The sequence below is a fragment of the Bradyrhizobium sp. SOJA106 genome (assembly GCF_059448745.1).
In genome coordinates, this window is sequence record NZ_CM182549.1 from 7,254,354 (window position 1) to 7,273,555 (window position 19,202).

At 66.4% G+C, this 19,202-nt stretch carries 17 protein-coding genes; 6 read left to right on the forward strand and 11 right to left on the reverse strand.

What is annotated here, in order from left to right; all coding sequences use genetic code 11:
* Positions 1-138 precede the first annotated feature (138 nt).
* The 3 genes from AC5V87_RS34185 to AC5V87_RS34195 form a co-directional block, all read right to left on the reverse strand.
* Positions 139-636 (reverse strand): TPM domain-containing protein, encoded by a 498-nt coding sequence (locus tag AC5V87_RS34185; protein WP_456842723.1) that lies wholly within the window; start codon positions 634-636, stop codon positions 139-141.
* 3 nt (positions 637-639) lie between these two features.
* Positions 640-1,536, reverse strand: a complete 897-nt coding sequence (locus AC5V87_RS34190; protein ID WP_495369122.1) for a TPM domain-containing protein — start codon at positions 1,534-1,536, stop codon at positions 640-642.
* A gap of 138 nt (positions 1,537-1,674) precedes the next feature.
* Positions 1,675-2,283 (reverse strand): LemA family protein, encoded by a 609-nt coding sequence (locus AC5V87_RS34195; RefSeq protein ID WP_456842721.1) that lies wholly within the window; start codon positions 2,281-2,283, stop codon positions 1,675-1,677.
* A gap of 270 nt (positions 2,284-2,553) precedes the next feature.
* Here AC5V87_RS34195 and AC5V87_RS34200 point away from each other — a divergent pair, with 270 nt between their 5' ends.
* Genes AC5V87_RS34200 through AC5V87_RS34210 form a run of 3 tightly spaced genes read left to right on the forward strand, consistent with a single transcriptional unit; the run spans position 2,554 to position 5,764 of the window.
* The gene (locus AC5V87_RS34200) at positions 2,554-3,408 is read left to right on the forward strand and encodes an enoyl-CoA hydratase (RefSeq protein WP_456842720.1); all 855 of its coding nucleotides are present in this window, start codon (positions 2,554-2,556) and stop codon (positions 3,406-3,408) included.
* Positions 3,409-3,412: 4 nt separating this feature from the next.
* Positions 3,413-4,552, forward strand: coding sequence for an acyl-CoA dehydrogenase family protein (locus AC5V87_RS34205; RefSeq protein ID WP_456842719.1), 1,140 nt, complete (start codon positions 3,413-3,415; stop codon positions 4,550-4,552).
* 15 nt (positions 4,553-4,567) lie between these two features.
* Positions 4,568-5,764: an acyl-CoA dehydrogenase family protein gene (locus tag AC5V87_RS34210; RefSeq protein ID WP_495369123.1), complete on the forward strand. Its 1,197-nt coding sequence runs from the start codon at positions 4,568-4,570 to the stop codon at positions 5,762-5,764.
* Between the two features lie 121 nt (positions 5,765-5,885).
* Here the strand turns inward: AC5V87_RS34210 and AC5V87_RS34215 are convergent, their stop codons facing one another.
* The 4 genes from AC5V87_RS34215 to AC5V87_RS34230 form a co-directional block, all read right to left on the reverse strand.
* Positions 5,886-8,210: a xanthine dehydrogenase family protein molybdopterin-binding subunit gene (locus AC5V87_RS34215; protein WP_495369124.1), complete on the reverse strand. Its 2,325-nt coding sequence runs from the start codon at positions 8,208-8,210 to the stop codon at positions 5,886-5,888.
* Between the two features lie 125 nt (positions 8,211-8,335).
* Positions 8,336-9,442: a S1C family serine protease gene (locus AC5V87_RS34220; RefSeq protein WP_495369125.1), complete on the reverse strand. Its 1,107-nt coding sequence runs from the start codon at positions 9,440-9,442 to the stop codon at positions 8,336-8,338.
* A gap of 167 nt (positions 9,443-9,609) precedes the next feature.
* Complete coding sequence (locus AC5V87_RS34225) at positions 9,610-10,485, reverse strand: dihydrodipicolinate synthase family protein (RefSeq protein WP_495369126.1); 876 nt, start codon at positions 10,483-10,485, stop codon at positions 9,610-9,612.
* A gap of 65 nt (positions 10,486-10,550) precedes the next feature.
* Positions 10,551-11,516: a VOC family protein gene (locus AC5V87_RS34230; protein ID WP_495369127.1), complete on the reverse strand. Its 966-nt coding sequence runs from the start codon at positions 11,514-11,516 to the stop codon at positions 10,551-10,553.
* A 220-nt stretch (positions 11,517-11,736) separates the two neighbouring features.
* Between AC5V87_RS34230 and AC5V87_RS34235 the strand changes: the two genes are divergently transcribed.
* A complete protein-coding gene (locus AC5V87_RS34235; RefSeq protein WP_495369128.1) occupies positions 11,737-12,603 on the forward strand; it encodes a S1C family serine protease in 867 nt (288 codons plus the stop codon).
* The gene (locus AC5V87_RS34240) at positions 12,600-12,971 is read left to right on the forward strand and encodes a response regulator transcription factor (protein ID WP_456842712.1); all 372 of its coding nucleotides are present in this window, start codon (positions 12,600-12,602) and stop codon (positions 12,969-12,971) included. The genes AC5V87_RS34235 and AC5V87_RS34240 overlap by 4 nt, the downstream gene beginning before the upstream one ends.
* Here the strand turns inward: AC5V87_RS34240 and AC5V87_RS34245 are convergent.
* The 4 genes from AC5V87_RS34245 to AC5V87_RS34260 form a co-directional block, all read right to left on the reverse strand.
* On the reverse strand, positions 12,966-14,036 hold the full coding sequence (locus AC5V87_RS34245; protein WP_456842711.1) for a sensor histidine kinase: 1,071 nt from the start codon (positions 14,034-14,036) through the stop codon (positions 12,966-12,968). The genes AC5V87_RS34240 and AC5V87_RS34245 overlap by 6 nt on opposite strands.
* Entirely contained in the window at positions 14,023-14,715 is a 693-nt protein-coding gene (locus tag AC5V87_RS34250; protein WP_456842710.1) for a response regulator transcription factor, read from the reverse strand. Before AC5V87_RS34250 ends, AC5V87_RS34245 begins: the two co-directional genes overlap by 14 nt.
* 100 nt (positions 14,716-14,815) lie before the next feature.
* The gene (locus AC5V87_RS34255) at positions 14,816-15,316 is read right to left on the reverse strand and encodes a hypothetical protein (RefSeq protein ID WP_456842709.1); all 501 of its coding nucleotides are present in this window, start codon (positions 15,314-15,316) and stop codon (positions 14,816-14,818) included.
* Positions 15,317-15,441: 125 nt separating this feature from the next.
* Positions 15,442-17,772: a Tex family protein gene (locus tag AC5V87_RS34260; RefSeq protein WP_495369129.1), complete on the reverse strand. Its 2,331-nt coding sequence runs from the start codon at positions 17,770-17,772 to the stop codon at positions 15,442-15,444.
* Positions 17,773-18,013: 241 nt separating this feature from the next.
* Here AC5V87_RS34260 and atzD point away from each other — a divergent pair, with 241 nt between their 5' ends.
* Positions 18,014-19,123 (forward strand): cyanuric acid amidohydrolase, encoded by a 1,110-nt coding sequence (gene atzD / locus AC5V87_RS34265; RefSeq protein WP_495369130.1) that lies wholly within the window; start codon positions 18,014-18,016, stop codon positions 19,121-19,123.
* Positions 19,124-19,202 lie beyond the last annotated feature (79 nt).

The following is a 19,202-nucleotide window of genomic DNA, read 5'->3' on the forward strand; positions in this document are numbered from 1 at the left end:
GGCCGCGTCCACAGCGTCATTGCGAGCGCAGCGAAGCAATCCAGAGTCCTTCTGCGGCGACAGTCTGGATTGCTTCGTCGCAAGGGCTCCTCGCAATGACGGAGCGGGCGGTGCCTGCTCCGTCCACATCATTATCCGTCACATCACCACCGGCGCATCCGGCAGCTCGTTCGGATGCGGGCCGGCCGGTGGAAAGTGCTTCGCCAGCTCCCGCGACACCGCAGCGATGCCGCCGATCACGCCGGGCTCGAACCGGCCCGCGGCGAACTCCGCCTCCATCGCGCGGCAGATCGTCTCCCAGCCCGCTGCACCCACCTTCGCGTCGATGCCGCGATCGGCGACGATCTCGACGTCGCGGTCGGCGAGCAGGAGATAGATCAGCACGCCGTTGTTATGCGCAGTGTCCCAGATCCGCAAATGCGAGAATACGTCGAGCGCGCGCTCGCGCGCCGGCTGATTGCGGAACAGCGGGCGGCCGTCGAGCGCGCCTTCCACCACGAAGCGGACCTGGCCGCAATGGGTGGTCTCGCCCTGCTTGATCGCCTGCGCGATGCGGTCAAGCACGGCTTGCGGAAATATCTGCTTTGCCCGCCAATGATGCTGCACGAGATGTCTGGCAATGCGCTTGATGCTCATGACCTACCAGCTCCCCGAGGCGCCGCCGCCGCCGAAACCGCCGCCCCCGCCGCTGAAGCTACCGCTGTCGCTGGATGACGATCCGCTGCTCCAGGCCCCTCCCGAGCTGCCGCTCGACCACGCGCCGCCGCGCGACGACCGCGTAGCCGGCGCCATCGCCGAGGACAGATCGGCAATGAACCCGATGATGAAGCCGAGGACGCCGAGCGCCATGGCCAGCGCAAAAGAGCCGAGAATGAACCAGCTCAACGCTGCGATGATTCCGCCAGTCGCCAGCGAACCGAGCAGCGGCCCCAGCATGGCACGGAAGAACCCGCCGACCCCGATTGAGGCGAACAGCGTCACGACGAAGAGCGGCCCGAGGTCGTCCAGATTGCCGAAATTCACGCTCGGTGAGGGAACCGGCAGTGGCTCGCCGTCGATGACGCGGATCATCCGGTCGACGCCGTCCGAGATGCCGCCGCCAAAATCGCCTGTCCTGAATTTCGGCGTGATGATCTCGTCGATGATGCGCCGCGAGGTGACGTCGGTGAGCGCGCCTTCGAGGCCGTAGCCGACCTCGATGCGCAAGTGCCGGTCGTTCTTGGCGACGATCAGGATCGCGCCATCATCGATCTTCTTGCGGCCGATCTTCCACGCTTCCGCGACGCGGATCGAGAACTGCTCGATCGTCTCGGGCTGCGTCGTCGGTACGATCAGGACCGCGATCTGGCTGCCCTTGCGCGTCTCGAAGTCGCGCAGCTTCTGCGACAGTGTGGCGATGTCGCTGCTCGACAAGGTGCCGGTCTGGTCGACCACGCGGCCTGTGAGCTGGGGGATAGCGACGTCGGCGAGGGCGGGGAAGGGGAAGGTGAACACAAGAGCGACTAGGGCTATCGCCCCCCACAACCTCGCTGTCATCGCGCGGTTTGACCGGGCGATCCAGTATTCCAGAGACGCCTGCAGGATACGGAGAAGCCGCGGCGTACTGGATTCCCCGCTTGCGCGGGGAATGACGGTGGTGGGTGGGGTGAAGCCCATTCGCAAAACGAACTACACTTACTTCGACGGCGCAGGCGCAGGGTTGAAATCCACCTTCGGCGCGGTCGAGATCTCCTTCTCGTTCTCGACCGAGAAATTCGGCTTCTCCTTGTAGCCGAACGCCATCGCGGTGAGGTTGGTCGGGAACGAGCGGATGGTGACGTTATAGTCCTGCACCGCCTTGATGTAGCGGTTGCGGGCGACCGTGATGCGGTTCTCGGTGCCCTCGAGCTGCGACATCAAATCCCTGAACAGCGCGTCCGACTTGAGCTGCGGATAGTTCTCGGTGACGACAAGGAGCCGCGACAGCGCGCTGGAGAGCTCGCCCTGGGCGGCCTGGAATTTCTGGAAGGCGGCGGGATCGTTCAGCACCTCCGGCGTCGCCTGGACGCTGCCGACCTTGGCGCGCGCATTGGTGACGCCGAGCAGCACGTCCTTCTCCTGCTGCGCAAAGCCCTTCACCGAGTTGACGAGATTGGGCACGAGATCGGCACGGCGCTGATACTGGTTCACGACCTCGGACCAGTTGCCCTTGATCTGCTCGTCCTCGGTCTGGATCGCGTTGTAGCCGCAGTTCGTCAGAGTCAGCGAGGTCAGCGCCGCCAGCACTGTCAGGATCTTGCGCATCAAATTTCTCCCGGTGGAATCTGGTGCAAATTACCAGATTGAGCGCGCACGGCGCCAGCTTGGCGACGTCATTCCGGGGCGCAAAGCGAACTATGGTGCGCAATTGTGCACCTGAGAATCTCGAGATTCCGGGTTCGATGCTTCGCACCGCCCCGGAATGACTCAAACCACATCTCAACCACCAGCCGACAAACGCAAGCCTCTTGCCTATCCCCGGCTGGCATAGTCAACTCCGGCAAAACAACATAGGAAACGCCGGGAGGAAGCACGATGTCCTCGTTCGAGACCATCCTCGTGGAGCGGCCGGAGCCGGCGATCGCCCGGATCGTCATGAACCGGCCCGAGGCGCGCAACGCGCAGAACCTGCAAATGACCTACGACCTCAACGCCGCCTTCGACGCGGCGGTGCAGGACGATGCGGTCAAGGTCATCATCCTCGCCGGCAACGGGCCGCACTTCTCCTCAGGCCATGACCTGCGCCCCGGGGCCAAGAATGTCGCAGGCGTTCATTTTCCGCCGGTAGGAAATTGGGGCGGATTTGCTGAACCCAATGCGCATGGCCGCTTCGCACGCGAGCAGGAAATCTATCTCCAGATCACGCGGCGCTGGCGTAATCTCGCCAAGCCCACGATTGCCGAGGTGCACGGCAAGTGCATCGCCGGCGGTCTGATGCTGGCCTGGGCCTGCGACCTCATCGTCGCCAGCGAGGATGCGCAGTTCTGCGATCCTGTCGTCACCATGGGCGTCTGCGGCGTCGAATGGTTCGTGCATCCCTGGGAGCTCGGCCCGCGCAAGGCCAAGGAATTTCTGTTCACCGCGGACAGCTGGAGCGCGCAAGAGGCGCATCAGCTCGGCATGGTCAATCAGGTCGTGCCGCGCGCCGAGCTGTCATCGCGCGTGCTGGAACTGGCGCGCCGGATCGCGTCAAAACCATCCTTTGCGCTGAAGCTGACCAAGGAGGCGGTGAACCGCTCGGTCGACGTGATGGGCCAGCCCGCCGCGATCGATCAGGCCTTTGCGCTGCATCAGCTCTGTCACGCCCATAATCTTCAGGAGTTCGGCATGATCGTAGATCCGTCCGGCCTGCATCCGTCCGTGCGCAAGCCGCCGGCGGCCGCGGAGTAACGACATGGACCTCAATCTCAGTGACGAGCAACGGCTGCTGCGCGAGAGCGCAGAACGTTTTGTGGCCGAAAGCTACGACGCCGACCACCGCCGCAAGATGGCGAACGATCCGCTCGGATACAGTCCTGATGTCTGGAAGCAGTTCGCCGAGCTCGGCTGGCTGGCGCTGCCGATCCCTGAGGAGTTTGGCGGGCTCGGCGGCGGCGCGGTCGAGATCGGGATTCTGATGGAAGCCTTCGGCCGCGGGCTGGTGTCCGAGCCGTATATCGCGACAGTGGTGCTCGGAGCGGCGCTGGTCGAGAAGTGCGGCAGCACCGCGCAGAAGCAGGCGCGGCTGCCGAAGGTCGCCGACGGATCGCTAAAACTCGCCTTTGCGCATTCCGAGCGCGCGGCGCGGTTCGATCTCGCCAAGGTCGCGACCGTCGCCCACAAGACGGCGGAGGGCTGGCGCCTTTCCGGCAGCAAGATCGCCGTGCTCGACGGCAAGGCTGCCGACGAGATCATCGTCTCCGCGCATATCCACGATCATCAGGGACCTTCGGGACGGATCGGCCTGTTCCTGGTACAGGCGAAAACGCCGAGCGTTGCCATGAGTGACTATCAACGCCTCGGCGGCGGACGGGCCTGCAACATCGAGCTGTCAGGCCTCGAGCTGCCGGAGGACGCGCTCCTCGGTGGCGGCAGCGACGCGCTGCCCGCGATCGAATGGGCCGTCGATCGCGCCATGGCCGCGCTTGGCGCCGAAGCCGTCGGCATCATGCAGACGCTGCTCGACACCACGCTGGACTACACCAAGATCCGAAAACAGTTCGGCCGGCCGCTCTCGGCCAACCAGGTGATCCGCCACCGCCTCGCCGACATGGCGATGCAGGTCGACGAGGCGCGTTCGATGGCGCTGCGGGCGGCGTTGAAGGTGGATGCTGCGCCGCTCGAGCGCGCACGGGCGGCATCAGGCGCGAAAGCCAAAATCGGCAAATGCGCCCGCTTCGTCGGCGAGCAGTCGATCCAGCTTCATGGCGGCATGGGCGTCACCGAGGAGCTCGAGGTCGGCGCCTATTTCAAGCGCCTGGTCGCCTTCGACACGCTGTTCGGCGGCAGCGCGCATCATTATGCCCGCCACGCCCAGCTTGGCCGCACAACCTGATCCAAGGAGCGCATCATGGACCTCACGTTCAATGCCGAGGAGCGCGCCTTCCAGAGCGAGGTGCGCGGCTTCATCGCAAAGAATCTCACCGACGAGATGAAGCGCGCGACCGCGCTGACGCCGTCGGTGTTCTCCGACCCGGATATCGGCATGGCCTGGCAGCGCGCGCTGCACAGGCAGGGCTGGGGCGCGCCGGGCTGGCCGGTCGAATATGGCGGCCCGGACTGGACGCCGGCGCAGCGCTGGATCTTTGAAACCGAATCTGCGCGCGCGGGCGTGCCGAATGTGAACGTGATGGGCGTGAAGATGGTCGGGCCCGTCATCATCGGTTTTGGCTCGCCGGAGCAGAAGAACTTTTACCTGCCGCGGATTCTCTCCGGCGAGGATTACTGGTGCCAGGGCTATTCCGAGCCGGGCTCCGGCTCCGACCTGTCCTCACTGAAGACGCGCGCGGTGCGCGACGGCGACGACTACATCATCAACGGCACCAAGATCTGGACCACGCATGCCCATCACGCCAACCGCATGTTCGCGCTGGTGCGCACCAGCGAGGGCGAGCGGCAACAGGACGGCATCAGCTTCATCCTGATCGACATGAAGACACCGGGCATCACGACGCGACCCATTCTCACCATCGGCGGCGACCACGAGGTCAACCAGGTGTTTTTCGACGACGTACGCGTGCCCGTCGCCAATCGCGTCGGCGAGGAAGGCAAGGGCTGGACCTATGGCAAGTACCTGCTCGAGTTCGAGCGCGGCTCCGGCATCGCGTCAGCGAAGCTGCGCGAGGGGCTGAAGGCGGTCGCAGAGCTGGCCGAGTCCGACCTGACCGGACGCGCGATCAACAGTCCGGATATTGCGACGCGCATCTCGGAGATCGAGATCGACATCGACGCGCTGGAGATGACTGAGCTGCGCGTGCTCTCGGCGCTCCAGACCGGACAAAATCCCGGCGCGGTGTCGTCGATCCTGAAGCTGCGCAACAGCGAGATCCGCCAGGCCGTGACGCGGCTCGGGGTCGACGTGATCGGCCACGACGCCCTCGCCGTCGAGCCGATGCGCCCGCTCTACAGGCTCAACCACGAGCCGGCGATCCCGGAGGAGATGCTGACAGTGGTGCCGGAATATCTCAACGGGCGTGCGTACACGATCTTCGGTGGCACGTCGGAGATCCAGCGCGATATCATCGCGAAGATGATGCTTGGGATTTGAGGGGCCTGGGATTTAACCCAAGCTGGTACGGCACACTCAACTGTCGTCCCGGACAAGCGAAGCGCCGATCCGGGACCACAGTTGAGTGTGTCGCGCCAGCCAGCGCAACAGGGCGCCGCGCTTACCCTGCCGCCTTCGCATCCGTGATCGCCTGCCAGATCTTCTGCGGCGTCAGCGGGGTGTTCAGCTGGGTGATGCCGAGCTCGGCGAGCGCATCCATCACGCCGTTGGTGACGCAGGGAGGACCGCCGATGGCGCCGGATTCTCCGCAACCCTTGGCGCCGAGCGGATTGGTGCGGCAGGGCGCGGAGTCATCCAGCGTCACCACGATCGGCGGCACGTCGTCGGCGCGCGGGATGCAATAGTCCTGGTAGCTCGCGGTGAGGAGCTGGCCGTCCGCGTCGTAGGACACGCCCTCATACAGTGCCTGGCCGATTCCTTGCGCGACACCGCCATGGATCTGGCCGGTGACCAGCATCGGGTTCACTGCGACGCCGACGTCATCGACCGTGGTGTAGCGCACGACCTTGGAGACGCCGGTCTCCGGATCGATCTCGACCTCGCAGATATGCGTGCCGTTCGGCCAGCTCGGACCATCGACCTCGCCCTCGGAATCCACGCTGAGCTTGGCGCCGCTCTCCTTTTCGGCGAGATCGAACAGGCTGATGCGGCGGTCGGTGCCGACCACGGTGAGCATGCCGCCCTGATATTCGATGTCCTCGACCGAGGTCTCAAGCACGTTCGCCGCTTTCTCGCGCGCCTTCTGGATCAGGTCGTTGGAGGAGACCGCCACCGCCGTGCCGCCGACGAACAGCGAGCGCGAGCCGACGCTGCCGAAACCCATGGCCAGATCAGTGTCGCCCTGGACGACGTCGATCTTGTCCATGGGGATGCCGAGCGTGTCGGAGATCATCTGCGTGTAGGTGGTCTGCAGCCCCTGCCCCATCGCCATGGTGCCGGAATGCAAGACGACGCGCCCTTGCGAGGTCGCGTGCAGGCTGACCTTCTCGGTATGGGCGCGGCCCCCGGTCCATTCGATGTAGGAGGTGAGGCCGCGGCCGTAGAGCAGGCCCTTCTTCTTCGCCGCCTTCTTGCGCGCGGCAAAGCCGTCCCAGTCGGCGAGCTTGACGGCGCGGTCGAGCATGTGCGCGAACGCGCCGGAATCGTAAACCTGGCCGGCCGCGTTGGTGTAGGGCAACTGCGCCGGCTTGATGTAGTTCGCTTTCCGGATCGCGCGCGGATCCATGCCGATTTTTCGCGCGGCAGCATCAAAGAGGCGCTCGACGATGAAGACGGCCTCGGGCCGGCCCGCGCCGCGATAGGCACCGACGGGCGCGGTGTGGGTCATCACCGACTGCACCTCGAAATGCACCAGTGGCAGGTCATAGACGCCGGTCTGCACGAACGGCCCGAGCACCAGCGGGATGATGTTGGCCGCACCCGAGGAATAGGCGCCGGTGCAGCCGATCGACTTGACGCGATAGGCCAGCACCTTGCCTTTCTCGTCGAGCGCGAAGGAGGCGGTCGAGGTGAGATCGCGGCCATGGGTGCCGCCGACGAACTCGTCGGTGCGGTCACCGCGCCAGCGGATCTTCCTATTCAGCTTGGTCGCGGCATAGGCGACGATGCCGTCCTCGGGATAGAGGTTGGTCTTCTGGCCAAACCCGCCGCCGATGTCGCCGACCAGCACGCGCACGCTGTCCTTCGGACGCTTGAGCACGGCTTCCGCCAGCACGTCGCGAGTCGAGGCCGGGGTCTGCGACTGCACGTGCAGGAGCAGGCGGCCGGACTTCTTGTCGATCTCGGCAATGGTCGAGCGCGGCTCCATCGCGGAGGGCACCAGGCGCTGGCTGACGAGGTCGAGCTCGACGGTGTGCGCGGCCTTGGCGAACGCTTCGTCCACCTTGGCGGCGTCACCATAACTCATGGCGCCGACAATGTTGTCGGGCGCCTCCGGCCACACCACGGGCGCGCCGGGCTTTACGGCCTCGACCGGATCGACCACCGCGGGCTGCACGTCGTATTCGACCACGATCGCTTCGGCCGCGCTCTGCGCCTCAGCGCGAGACGAAGCGACGACTGCGGCGACGGACTCGCCGGCATAGCGCACGATCTCATGGGCCAGCAGCCGGCGCGGCGGCACCGTCATCGGCTTGCCGTCCGGGCGCTTGAAAATGCTCAGGGTCGGGATGGCGCCGATGTCGTCCTTGACGAGGTCGGCGCCGGTGTAGACCGCGGTGACGCCGGACATCGCGGCCGCCGCGCTGGTATCGATCGAGACGATCTTCGCGTGCGCATGCGGCGAGCGCAGCACGTGCAGCCACAGCGCGCCGTCTTCCGGCTTGTCGTCGATGAATTGCCCCTTCCCGGTGAGCAGCCGCTGGTCTTCCAAACGCTTGACGGGCTGGCCCGCTCCGAAACGCAAATTGCCGGGAAGAATGTTCATTCCGCTGTATCCTCGAGATCCGGAAAACGACCGCGGCGGTTTTAACCGATTTTGCGCGCCAGACAACCGAGCCCCGGCACATCTGCAATGCGCATCGGAGCCCCTTGCAGGCTTGTATTTCGCCGTCAGGAACGCTCGATGTCGACGATGCCCACATTCACGTCGCGAGCGTCCGAGCCGCGCTTGACCGAGAGCCGGACGGTCTTGCCCGCCCCGGCCTGCTCCAACGCATCGGTGAGATCGGAGAGGCGCCGCACCGGTTTGCCATCCACGGCGGTGATGATGTCTCCGACCGCCCCCGTCGAGAAGTTCACGCCGCGAATCCCTGCCCGCTCGGCAGGGCTGCCGGGCGCCGTGCGCACCACGATGACCCCCTCGACGCCAAGCCGCGTCGAGACATCCTCGCCGGCGGCCACGATGCCGATGCCCGGCGTCGGCACCCGGCCGTTGCGGATGAGCTCGGGCACGATCCGGTTCACGACGTCGACGGGCACCGCGAAGCCGATCCCGGCGTTCGATCCGGAGGGCGATATGATCGCGGTCGTGACGCCGATCAGCCGGCCGGCGGAATCCAGCAAGGGCCCGCCCGAGTTGCCGGGATTGATCGCGGCATCGGTCTGGATGACGTTGGCGATCTCCCGGCCGCCATGGGTCGGGAGCCTGCGCTTGAGCGCGCTGATGATACCAGAGGTCATCGACTGATCCAGCCCGAACGGATTGCCGATCGCGAAGGCGGATTGGCCGACCTTCAGGTCGCTCGAACTGCCAAGAGCGACCGGCGACGGAAGCCGGCGCACGCTGCGGATGCGCAGCACCGCGAGATCGTAATTGGGAGCCGTGCCGACCAGGTCGACCTGGGCCACTTCTCCCGACGCAAAGCGCACGGCGATCTCGCCGCCACTGGCGACGACATGATTGTTCGTCACCAGGTGCCCCTCGCGGTCCCAGACGAATCCCGTGCCGGAAGCGCCGCCACCGCCCTGGCTCTCCTCCCCCATCAGGGGACTTGCCGCCGACCTGACCGCAACCTGAACGACCGACGGCGATACGCGCTCGAAGATGTCGATGGTCGCCCTTTCTGCGTCCGACAGCGGGCCGCGCTGCTCGACGGCACGTGCGGAGGGCGCCGCCCAGGGCACATACGAGGACGGAACGTGCAGGATCTTCGCGGCCGTGACGGCGAGCAGCAGGGCGGCGAAGGCTGCCGCGACAATCGCGTAGCGACGATTCATTGGTGATCACCGTGTCTTGTGCTGAATGCGGGCTTTGACATGCGCATGCGTAGGCGACAGACGTCCCTGACGCAGCAACGTCGGAAACGGACGGAAGTTTCTCGGTTGGGTAAGGGCCTTTTTGGCCCCCCGCAGGGAGCCGGGGCATATTGCCGCGTGGCAAACAGCTATTTCAGCTCGCGCAACGCCGCTTCCACCACCTTGCGCGCATCGGCCGCCAGCGGCGCCTGCGGCGGGACGGGGTCGCCGACGTCATAGCCCTGGATCGTGAGGCCCGCCTTGATGCAGGCGGCGAGGTTGAAGCGGGCGAAGGCTTCGTTGATGCGCCACAGCCTGCGCTGGAGCGCCATGGCCTCGTCCCAGCGGCCGGCCTTGCAAAGGTCGTAGAGCGCAACGCTCTGGCGCGGGATGATGCAGGCCGGGCCTGCCATCCAGCCGAGCCCGCCGATCAGCATCACTGCGGCCGGGATATGGGCGGAGGCCGAGAACACGCGCAAGCCATCGCCGCAGCGGTTCATGATCGAGAGCAGCCGGCCGGTGTTGGTCGAGGCGTCCTTGATGTAGCCGATGCGCGGATGCTCGGCGAGGCGCGCGATGACGTCGAGCGTCAGATCAGAACGCTGGAATTGCGGGTTGGTGTAGATGACGACGGGGATATCCACGGCATCCGCGATGGCGCGGAAATAGGATTCCACCTGGGCATCGGTGAGCGGGAAATACGCCTCCAGGATCGCCAGGATGCCGTTCGCACCACACGTCTGGTACGCCTTCGCCTGCGCCACCGCATCCGCCGTCGAGGTGGAGGCGACGCCGGCCACGACCGGCACGCGGCCCTTCGCAGCCTCGATCGTGGTCTGCACGATCGCCATCCGCTGCGCGGAATTGAGATAGGCGAACTCGCCGGTCGATCCCAGCGGGGTCAGCCCGTGCACGCCGGCGCCGATCAGATCGTCGCAGAGCTTTGCCAGCACCTGCCTGCGGACCGCGCCATCGGCATCGACGGGCGAGACGAGATAGGGGAAGACGCCGTGGAAGTCGCTCATGTCAGGTGGGGCCCCCGGGAAGCTGGCTAGCGCCTGACCGGTCTTAGCAACGCCCGCGCCGGCGATCAAACCTTGATCAGCCGCACCCGCGTGCCCCAGGGATCGACGGCTTCCACGCCATCTGCAAGCGAGGTGACCTTCGCGCCGCCCTTGCGCAGGCGTTCCTCCTGTGCGGCGAGCAGCTCCTGCTTCGCCATCACCAGCGAGAACCAGGCAAGGCCCGTCGCAGTTTCGTCGCGCTGGCCGGCGCCCTGGCTCTGCCAGACATTCATGCCGAGGTGATGGTGATAGCGGCCCGACGACAGGAACGCCGCGCCGTTGCGGCTGCGGGTCGGGTCGAGGCCGATCGTGCCGTGATAGAAACTCTGCGCCTGCGCGAGATCGCCGACCCGCAGATGCGTGTGGCCGATGCGCAGCCCGTCCGGCGCCCTGGCATAATCAGGCACGCGCGTATTGGTGAGCGACAACAGGTCGGGAATGTTGAGCTCGTCCGTTGCCATCTTCACGCTGCCCTCGCTCCACTGCCATTGCGAGGGATCGCGGTCGGCATAGACCTCGATGCCGTTGCCTTCGGGATCGTCGAGATAGACGGATTCGCTGACGAGGTGATCGGCAAAGCCCGACAGTTTCACGCGATGCGAGGCTGCGTGCACCAGCCAGCGCGCGAGATCCTTGCGCATCGGCATCAGGAAGGCGGTGTGGTAGAGGCCGGCGGCGCTGCGCGATTCAATCGCGGCCTCGGGACGGGCTTCCAGCACCAGCAGCGCGATGCCGGCCGTGCCCAGCTTTGCTGCGGCCGCCGAGCGCTCCATCACGGTGAGCCCGATCACGTCGCGGTAATAATTCGCGACCGTGTCGAGATTCTTCACCCGCAGCGTCACCATGCCGACCCGCATCGGCGTACGGCTGGCATAGGTCGGTCCGCCGCCTTGCAGCGTGCCCTCGGCGCGCGCAGCCGCAGCCGCGGCCATCGCGAGCGAGGTTGCGCCGGCGAGTTGAAGCAGGGTGCGGCGTGTGAGGTCGATGGTCATCAATCGGGGCTCGCGAGACGGGTTTGAGGCCGGGCGGTGCAATTCGGCGATTGCTACACGTTCCCGTGAGCGCCTCCCAATCACATATTCGTCGGCCGTGGTCCTACGGGAGCCAGGTCCTGACGCGAAGTCCTGGCCACCCGGCCAGTTTCGCAAATGCCGGCGACATCCCAGATTGAGGACAGCTTACAGGAGCCTTGATACCTTGCAGGAGCCTTGCATGACCGATCCCACTCCTCTGTCTTCGCTCTCGTCCGCGCTTGCGGACGTCGTGGCGCGCACCGCACCGTCCATCGTCGCGGTACATTCGCATCGCTCGCGCTCCACCGGCTTCGTCTGGAAACCCGGCCTGATCGTCACCGCCGACGAGGCGCTGGCCGAAGAGGGTGAGGTCCAGGTCGGCCTGCCCGATGGCAATACCGCCGTCGCCACGATCGCGGGGCGCGACCACACCACCGACATCGCGCTGCTGCGCACTGAGACCAGCATCGCCCCGGTCAGGCTGACTACGGCGGTGCCTGCCCTCGGCACGCTCTCGGTCGTCGTCGCCACTGACCGCGACGCGCCGAGCGCGACGCTTGGCATGGTCTCGGCGTCGGGCAAGGGCTGGCGCTCCTTGCGCGGCGGCGACATCGATGCGCGGATCGAACTCGATGTCCGCCTGCGCGATAGCCAGGAGGGCGGGCTTGCGCTCAATGCATCGGGCGAGGCCTTCGGCATGGCGGTGCTCGGGCCGCGACGCGTGCTGGTGATCCCGACGGCGACAATCGAGCGCGTCGCGGCGCAGCTCGAGACGCGCGGCCGCATCGCCCGCGGTTATCTCGGCCTCGGACTCCAGCCGGTACGGCTCGAGGATGGCGTCGGCGCGATGGTGATGAATGTCGACAAGGCCGGACCTTCGGCCGCGGCCGGCATCCGCCAGGGTGACGTGATCGTCGCGGTCAACGACCAGAAACTATCAGGCGTGCGCGCGCTGTCGCGGACACTGGGTCCCGCGAGCGTCGGCACGGTGGTCGATGTCGCGGTGCGTCGCGGCGGCGAGCCGGCCAGCTTCAAGGTCACGATCGGCGAGAGGCCGGAAACGTGAGCGCGGACACGACGCCGGAGATCGTGCTGTCGCTGGAGATCGACGATCCTGCGCTGGCCGATCGCCTCGCAACGCTGCTCGGCAGCGTCGCGGGGCTTCGCCTTGCCGGGCCAGGTGAGCAGGCTGCGGCGACAGTCATCGCGCGCGATCCGCGCCGCATGCCGGAGGATATCGCGCTGACGCAGCGCGAGCTCGACGTGCTGGCGCTGATGGCGGAAGGCGCTTCCAACAAGATGATCGCCCGGCAGCTCAACATCTCCGTGCATACGGTGAAATTTCATGTCGGGTCGCTGCTGGACAAGCTCGATGCCACCGGCCGCACCGACGCGGTGGCGCATGCTGCACGCCGCGGCGTGATCGAGCTATGACGTCGTGGGGAAGCTGAGCCGGACCGTGAGACCAGGCGCATTGTCGTGCAGGGTGATCTCGGCGCCATGGAGCCGCGCGACCGCAGCGACGAGGCTGAGGCCCAGGCCGTTACCCGGCGTGTAGCGGCTCTGCTCGAGCCGGTAGAAGCGCTTGAAGACGTGATCGCGCTGCTCGGCGGGAATGCCCGGGCCGTCGTCCGCGACCGCGATGTCCGCCCCGCCATCGGCGCTGCGGCAGGTCACGGTGACCTGCCCGCCCGCACGGCCGTGCTTGATCGCATTGTCGACGAGATTGGCGATGGCGTCGAACAGCAGGTCGCGGTCGCCCGTCACGGAGACCTCGCGCTCGCCACTGATGCTGAGACGGGTCGCGACCTCTTCGGCAGCAGCGTCGTAGAGCTCGACCACCTCGCCGGCAACCTCGACGAGATTGAGCCTGCGGAAAGCGCCCTTGCGGGCGCGGCTCTCGATCTCCGAGATCCGGGTGATCGAGGCGAACATGCCGAGCACGGCATCGAGATCGGCGATAGTGTCGCCGATCAGCGCGGCGTCGGCTTCGCTGTCGCGCGGGGTGTGGTACGCCTTTTCCAGCCGGCCGCGCATGCGCGTCAGCGGCGTGCGCAGATCGTGGGCGACGTTGTCGCTGACCTGCTTGACCTCGCCCATCAGCGTCTCGATGCGGTCGAGCATCTGGTTAAGGTTCTCGGCGACGCGGTCCCATTCGTCGTGACTGCCGCGCAAGGGAATGCGCCGGTCGAGGCCGGAGAGCATGATGGCGCGGCTGGTGGCATTGATCTCCTCGATCCGCCCGACCGTGCGCCGCGTCACCAGCACCGCCGCCAGGCCGGCCAACATCGCCAGCAGCATGGCGACTGCGATCATCGCAAGCTCGATCATCGCGGTGAAGTCACCGTGATCGCCGGCATCGCCGACACGGCTCCGCACGTAGGCAACCGTGCCGAAATAGACATAGGCCATGATCGCCGCGACGATCAGCCCGAACACCGCGATCGCGATCAGCGCCAGGCGAAAGGTCGAGGAGCGGAGCGTCTTAGCCAGGAGCACGGAGGCAATATCCGATGCCGCGGATGGTGTGGATCAGCGGATAGGCCTGGGCATCGTCGACCTTGCGGCGGACGCGGCCGACATAGACGTCGATGATGTTGGTGGACGGATCGAAATGCAGGTCCCAGACATGCTGGAGCAGCATCGCGCGCGAGACGACGCGCCCCTCGTTGCGCACGAGATATTCGAGCAGCTGGAATTCGCGCGGCAGCAACGGAATCTTGCGGCCGCGGCGGCTGGCGTTGCGCGCAATCAGATCGACGGCGAGATCGCCGACGCGCAAGATCGTTTCCTTGGCGATGGTCTCGCTGCGACGGCCCAACGCCTCAAGACGGGCAAGAAGCTCGACGAAGGAGAACGGCTTGACGAGATAGTCGTCGCCGCCGGCGCGCAAGCCGCGCACGCGGTCGTCGACCTCGCCGAGCGCCGAGATGATCAGGAAGGGCGCGGCGATGCCGTCGTCGCGCAGCTGGCGCATCACAGTGATGCCGTCGATATCGGGCAGCATGCGGTCGATCGTGATCACGGCATAATCGCGCGCCGCGCCGTGGCTAAGGGCCTCGCGCCCCGTAGCGGCGAGATCGACGTCATAGCCCGAGCTGGTCAATTCCTCGACGAGCTGGCCTGCGGTCTCCGGATCGTCCTCGACGACCAGGATGCGGCGGTGACCTCCGGTCATACGAAACTCCGCGCGACGATCGCCACCAGACTATCCCGTTCCGGGGCTGAGCGGAACCGCCCGGTGGCGATCGCGACAATGGTGCGGTACGGCGATGCGACTACCAATAGTCTCCGCACACATTGACCCATTGCCATCCCCAGGGCGTCCAGCTCCGGCGCCAGCAGCCGTCATAGTAGCCGGCGTAGATGAAAGGCGCGCCGAAGAAGGCGAAGCGGTGGAAGCGATGATGCCGGAAGAAGAAGGCGTGGCGGCCGATGAAGGGTCTGCCGTGCCAGCCGGCGCCGGCAAAGCGCGGTCCGATCGCCGCATGCGCGAAGCGTGGTCCGCCGAAGCCAGGTCGAGCAAAGCCCGGTCCGCCGACACGGGCGAAGCTGGCGCCGCCCATCCCGCCGGCGCGCATGCCGCCGAAACCTCCGGCATGCATGCCACCGCCGAAGCCACCCGCATGCATCCCGCCGCCGCCGAAATGCCCGCCGCCGCCGAAGCCGCCATGGCCGCCGCCACCGAAGCCGCCACGAGCGAGTACCGGCGGCGAAGCGAGCGCCATCATCGCGGCGAGCGTCACCGCGGTGAGGCCTTTGAGAAGCCTGTTGTCCATCGAAGCATCCTCCTTGCAGCGCGGCGCCACGCCTGCCGCGCGAGGAGGATCAGATGAGGGGAAGGAACGGGCAGCTTCAACTTACAAACGCGCCAGATTCTGACGCGGGTGTTAGGGAGGAAGAGTCACACCCGCTTGCCGTTGCTCTTCTCGGCGGCGCGGCGCATGGCTTCGGCGAGCGCGCCGCCGCCGGAGGATTCCTGCTTGCGCGGCGCCGACGAGGTCATGCGGCTCGTGTTGCGTGTGTTGTCGCGCGGCATGCCCGGCGCGTCCTTCTTGGCGCCGACCTCGTCATCGAGGCGCAGGGTCAGCGAGATGCGCTTGCGGGCGACCTCGAAGTCCAGCACCTTGACCTTGACGATGTCGCCGGGCTTCACCACCTCGCGCGGATCCTTGATGTAGTTCCTGGACATCGCCGAGATGTGCACGAGGCCGTCCTGGTGCACGCCGATGTCGACGAAGGCGCCGAAGGCGGCGACGTTGGTCACGGTGCCCTCGAGGATCATGCCCTTCTGGAGGTCCTTGATCTCCTCAACGCCTTCCTTGAACACCGCCGCCTTGAACGCGGGGCGCGGGTCGCGGCCGGGCTTTTCCAATTCGCGCAGGATGTCGGTGACGGTCGGCAGACCGAAAGTCTCGTCGACAAAGTCCTTCGGCTTCAGCGTACGGACGATCTCGCCAGAGCCGATCAGCGCCTTGATGTCGCTCTTGGTCGCCGCGAGAATCCGGCGCACCACCGGATAGGCTTCCGGATGCACGCCGGAGGCATCGAGCGGGTCCTCGCCGCCGAGGATGCGCAGGAAGCCGGCGCACTGCTCGAACGCCTTCGGCCCGAGCCGCGGCACGTCCTTGAGCGCCTTGCGCGACTTGAACGGACCATTGGCGTCACGGTGCGCCACGATGCTCTGCGCAAGACCCGCTCCGACACCGGACACGCGGGCGAGCAGCGGCGCGGACGCCGTGTTGACGTCGACGCCGACGGCGTTCACGCAGTCTTCGACCACGGCATCGAGTGATTTGGCGAGCTTGGCCTGGCCGAGATCGTGCTGATACTGGCCGACGCCGATCGCCTTGGGCTCGATCTTGACGAGCTCGGCGAGTGGGTCCTGCAGACGGCGGGCGATCGAGACCGCGCCGCGCAGGGTGACGTCGAGGCCCGGCAATTCCTCCGACGCGAAGGCCGAGGCCGAATAGACCGACGCGCCGGCTTCCGACACCACGATCTTGGACATCTTCAGCTCGGCAAGGCCCTTGACCAGCTCGCCCGCGAGCTTGTCGGTCTCGCGCGAGGCGGTGCCGTTGCCGATCGCGATCAGCTCGACGCGATGCTTCATCGCGAGCCGGCCGAGCGTCGCCAGCGACTCATTCCACTGCCGCTGCGGCTCGTGCGGATAGATCGCGGTGGTATCGACCACCTTGCCGGTCGCATCGACGACGGCGACCTTGACGCCGGTGCGGTAGCCGGGATCGAGACCCATGGTGACGCGGGTGCCGGCCGGCGCGGCGAGCAGCAGGTCGCGCAGATTGGAGGCGAACACGCGGACGGCCTCGGTCTCCGCCGCATTCCACAGCCGCATGCGCAGATCGATGTTGAGATGCACCTGGATCTTGGTGCGCCAGGCCCAGCGCACGGTATCGATCAGCCAGCGGTCGCCGGGACGCTTGAGGTCGGCGATGCCGAAGCGCTTCATGATCTTAAGCTCATAGGCCCCCGGAACGCCGGCGGGCGGCGCTTCCTCGGCCTGGATCTGGAGATCGAGGATTTCTTCCTTCTCGCCGCGGAACATCGCGAGGATGCGGTGCGACGGCAGCTTGGTCAGTGGCTCGGAGAAATCGAAATAGTCGGCGAACTTCTCGCCCTCGGTCTTCTTGCCGTCGCGCACCTTGGAGACCATGCGCGCATTGGTCCACATCTCCTCGCGAAGCGCGCCGATCAGGTCGGCGTCCTCGTCGAAACGCTCGACCAGGATGGCGCGGGCGCCGTCGAGCGCAGCAGTGGCATCCGCAACGCCCTTCTCGGCGTTGATGAAGCCTTCGGCCACGACCTTCGGGTCGTTGCCGGGCTCGGCGATGAGCTGATTGGCGAGCGGCTCGAGGCCGGCTTCCTTGGCAATTTCCGCCTTGGTGCGGCGCTTCGGCTTGAACGGCAGATAGATGTCTTCCAAGCGGGCCTTGCTGTCGGCGGCCATGATCGATGCTTCGAGCGCGGCATCGAGCTTGCCCTGCTCGCGTACGGACTCCAGAATGGCCTTGCGGCGATCCTCGAGCTCGCGCAGGTAGACCAGGCGCTCCTCCAGGGTGCGCAATTGCGCGTCGTCGAGCGCGCCGGTCGCTTCCTTGCGGTAGCGGGCGATGAAGGGAACCGTGGCGCCGCCGTCGAGCAGCGTCACCGCCGCCTCGACCTGCTCGGCCCGAACCCCAAGCTCCTGCGCAATTTTCTGGTTGATATTGGCCACGCCAGAATTCCCTCCAAGCACGCGACGCGAACCGAACCCGGCCGCGGGACGCCGCTTATGGACCAACCGAGGTTGATTCATCAAGGTGCGGCGGAGGGCCGTCGACAGAGGTTTTTTTGCCAGACCGATGCGATCTCGCCACAATCGTGGGGATGCCAACGCACCGCTTGTGGCTTGACAGAAGCCGCTGTTCCACGGCTGGTGGACTCGCCGGACGACCGAACTCCACACGAGGACTATCATGCGGACCACTGCGGTCGGCGTCTTCAAGATCGCCACCACCGGCCCCGGCGACGTCTCCGGCCTGATGGCCATGATCGGCTCCGGCGCGATCGACCCCACATCCGTCCTCGCCATCCTCGGCAAGACCGAGGGCAATGGCGGCGTCAACGATTTTACCCGGGAGTACGCCGTCGCCGCACTGTGCACGGCATTGGCGCCAAGGCTCAGTCTGTCGCCAGAGGCGGTCGAGCAGCGCATTGCCTTCGTGATGTCCGGCGGCACCGAGGGGGTGCTCAGCCCGCATATCACCGTGTTCACGCGTAGCGAGGCTGAGCGGCCGGCAAGCCTCTCCGGCAAGCGGCTCAGCATCGGGATGGCGCACACGCGGGATTTCCTCCCCGAAGAGCTTGGCCGCGCCGCGCAGATCACGGAGACGGCCAAGGCCGTGAAAGCCGCGATGGCGGATGCCGGCATCAACGATGCCGCCGATGTCCATTTCGTCCAGATCAAATGCCCGCTGCTCACCAGCGAACGGGTCGAGGCGGCAAATGCGCGCGGCAACAAGACGGCGACGACGAGCGCCTACAGCTCGATGGCCTATTCGCGCGGCGCCTCCGCGCTCGGGGTTGCCGTCGCACTCGGCGAGATCGCTTCCGACATTCGCGATGAGGACGTGCTGCGGCGCTACGATTTGTTCTCGAACGTCGCCTCGACCTCGTCGGGCATCGAGCTGATGCACAACGTCGTCATTGTGCTCGGCAATTCGGGAAGCTCCGCAAGCGATTTCGAGATCGGACATGCCGTGATGAGAGATGCGATCGATGCCCCGGCTGTAATATCGGCATTGACGAGTGTTGGGCTTGGCGTCGCACCGCAAGTTGCTGCGAACCGCGAGCTCGTCAACATCTTCGCCAAGGCCGAGGCCTCACCCGACGGCGCCGTGCGCGGTTTCCGCCACACCATGCTCGAGGATACCGACATCAGCTCGACGCGCCACGCCCGCGCTGCGGTCGGCGGCCTGATCGCCGGCCTTGCCGGCACCGGCGCGGTCTACGTCTCCGGCGGCGCCGAGCATCAGGGACCCGCGGGCGGCGGCCCGGTTGCGGCGATAGCGCGGCTCTCCCATTGAGCGGCCACCTCTCCGCTCGGCGCAACCCTGCCCCTCGCGGCGGCTCAGTTGATTCACGCTGGCCCTTGCGAAAAAGGTG

What these genes read in the sequence shown, in the direction of transcription:
- AC5V87_RS34185 (WP_456842723.1), bottom strand. Translation starts at nt 636, where the DNA reads ATGAGCATCAAGCGCATTGCCAGACATCTCGTGCAGCATCATTGGCGG.
- AC5V87_RS34190 (WP_495369122.1), bottom strand. Translation starts at nt 1,536, where the DNA reads ATGACAGCGAGGTTGTGGGGGGCGATAGCCCTAGTCGCTCTTGTGTTC.
- AC5V87_RS34195 (WP_456842721.1), bottom strand. Translation starts at nt 2,283, where the DNA reads ATGCGCAAGATCCTGACAGTGCTGGCGGCGCTGACCTCGCTGACTCTG.
- AC5V87_RS34200 (WP_456842720.1), top strand. Translation starts at nt 2,554, where the DNA reads ATGTCCTCGTTCGAGACCATCCTCGTGGAGCGGCCGGAGCCGGCGATC.
- AC5V87_RS34205 (WP_456842719.1), top strand. Translation starts at nt 3,413, where the DNA reads ATGGACCTCAATCTCAGTGACGAGCAACGGCTGCTGCGCGAGAGCGCA.
- AC5V87_RS34210 (WP_495369123.1), top strand. Translation starts at nt 4,568, where the DNA reads ATGGACCTCACGTTCAATGCCGAGGAGCGCGCCTTCCAGAGCGAGGTG.
- AC5V87_RS34215 (WP_495369124.1), bottom strand. Translation starts at nt 8,210, where the DNA reads ATGAACATTCTTCCCGGCAATTTGCGTTTCGGAGCGGGCCAGCCCGTC.
- AC5V87_RS34220 (WP_495369125.1), bottom strand. Translation starts at nt 9,442, where the DNA reads ATGAATCGTCGCTACGCGATTGTCGCGGCAGCCTTCGCCGCCCTGCTG.
- AC5V87_RS34225 (WP_495369126.1), bottom strand. Translation starts at nt 10,485, where the DNA reads ATGAGCGACTTCCACGGCGTCTTCCCCTATCTCGTCTCGCCCGTCGAT.
- AC5V87_RS34230 (WP_495369127.1), bottom strand. Translation starts at nt 11,516, where the DNA reads ATGACCATCGACCTCACACGCCGCACCCTGCTTCAACTCGCCGGCGCA.
- AC5V87_RS34235 (WP_495369128.1), top strand. Translation starts at nt 11,737, where the DNA reads ATGACCGATCCCACTCCTCTGTCTTCGCTCTCGTCCGCGCTTGCGGAC.
- AC5V87_RS34250 (WP_456842710.1), bottom strand. Translation starts at nt 14,715, where the DNA reads ATGACCGGAGGTCACCGCCGCATCCTGGTCGTCGAGGACGATCCGGAG.
- AC5V87_RS34255 (WP_456842709.1), bottom strand. Translation starts at nt 15,316, where the DNA reads ATGGACAACAGGCTTCTCAAAGGCCTCACCGCGGTGACGCTCGCCGCG.
- atzD (WP_495369130.1), top strand. Translation starts at nt 18,014, where the DNA reads ATGCGGACCACTGCGGTCGGCGTCTTCAAGATCGCCACCACCGGCCCC.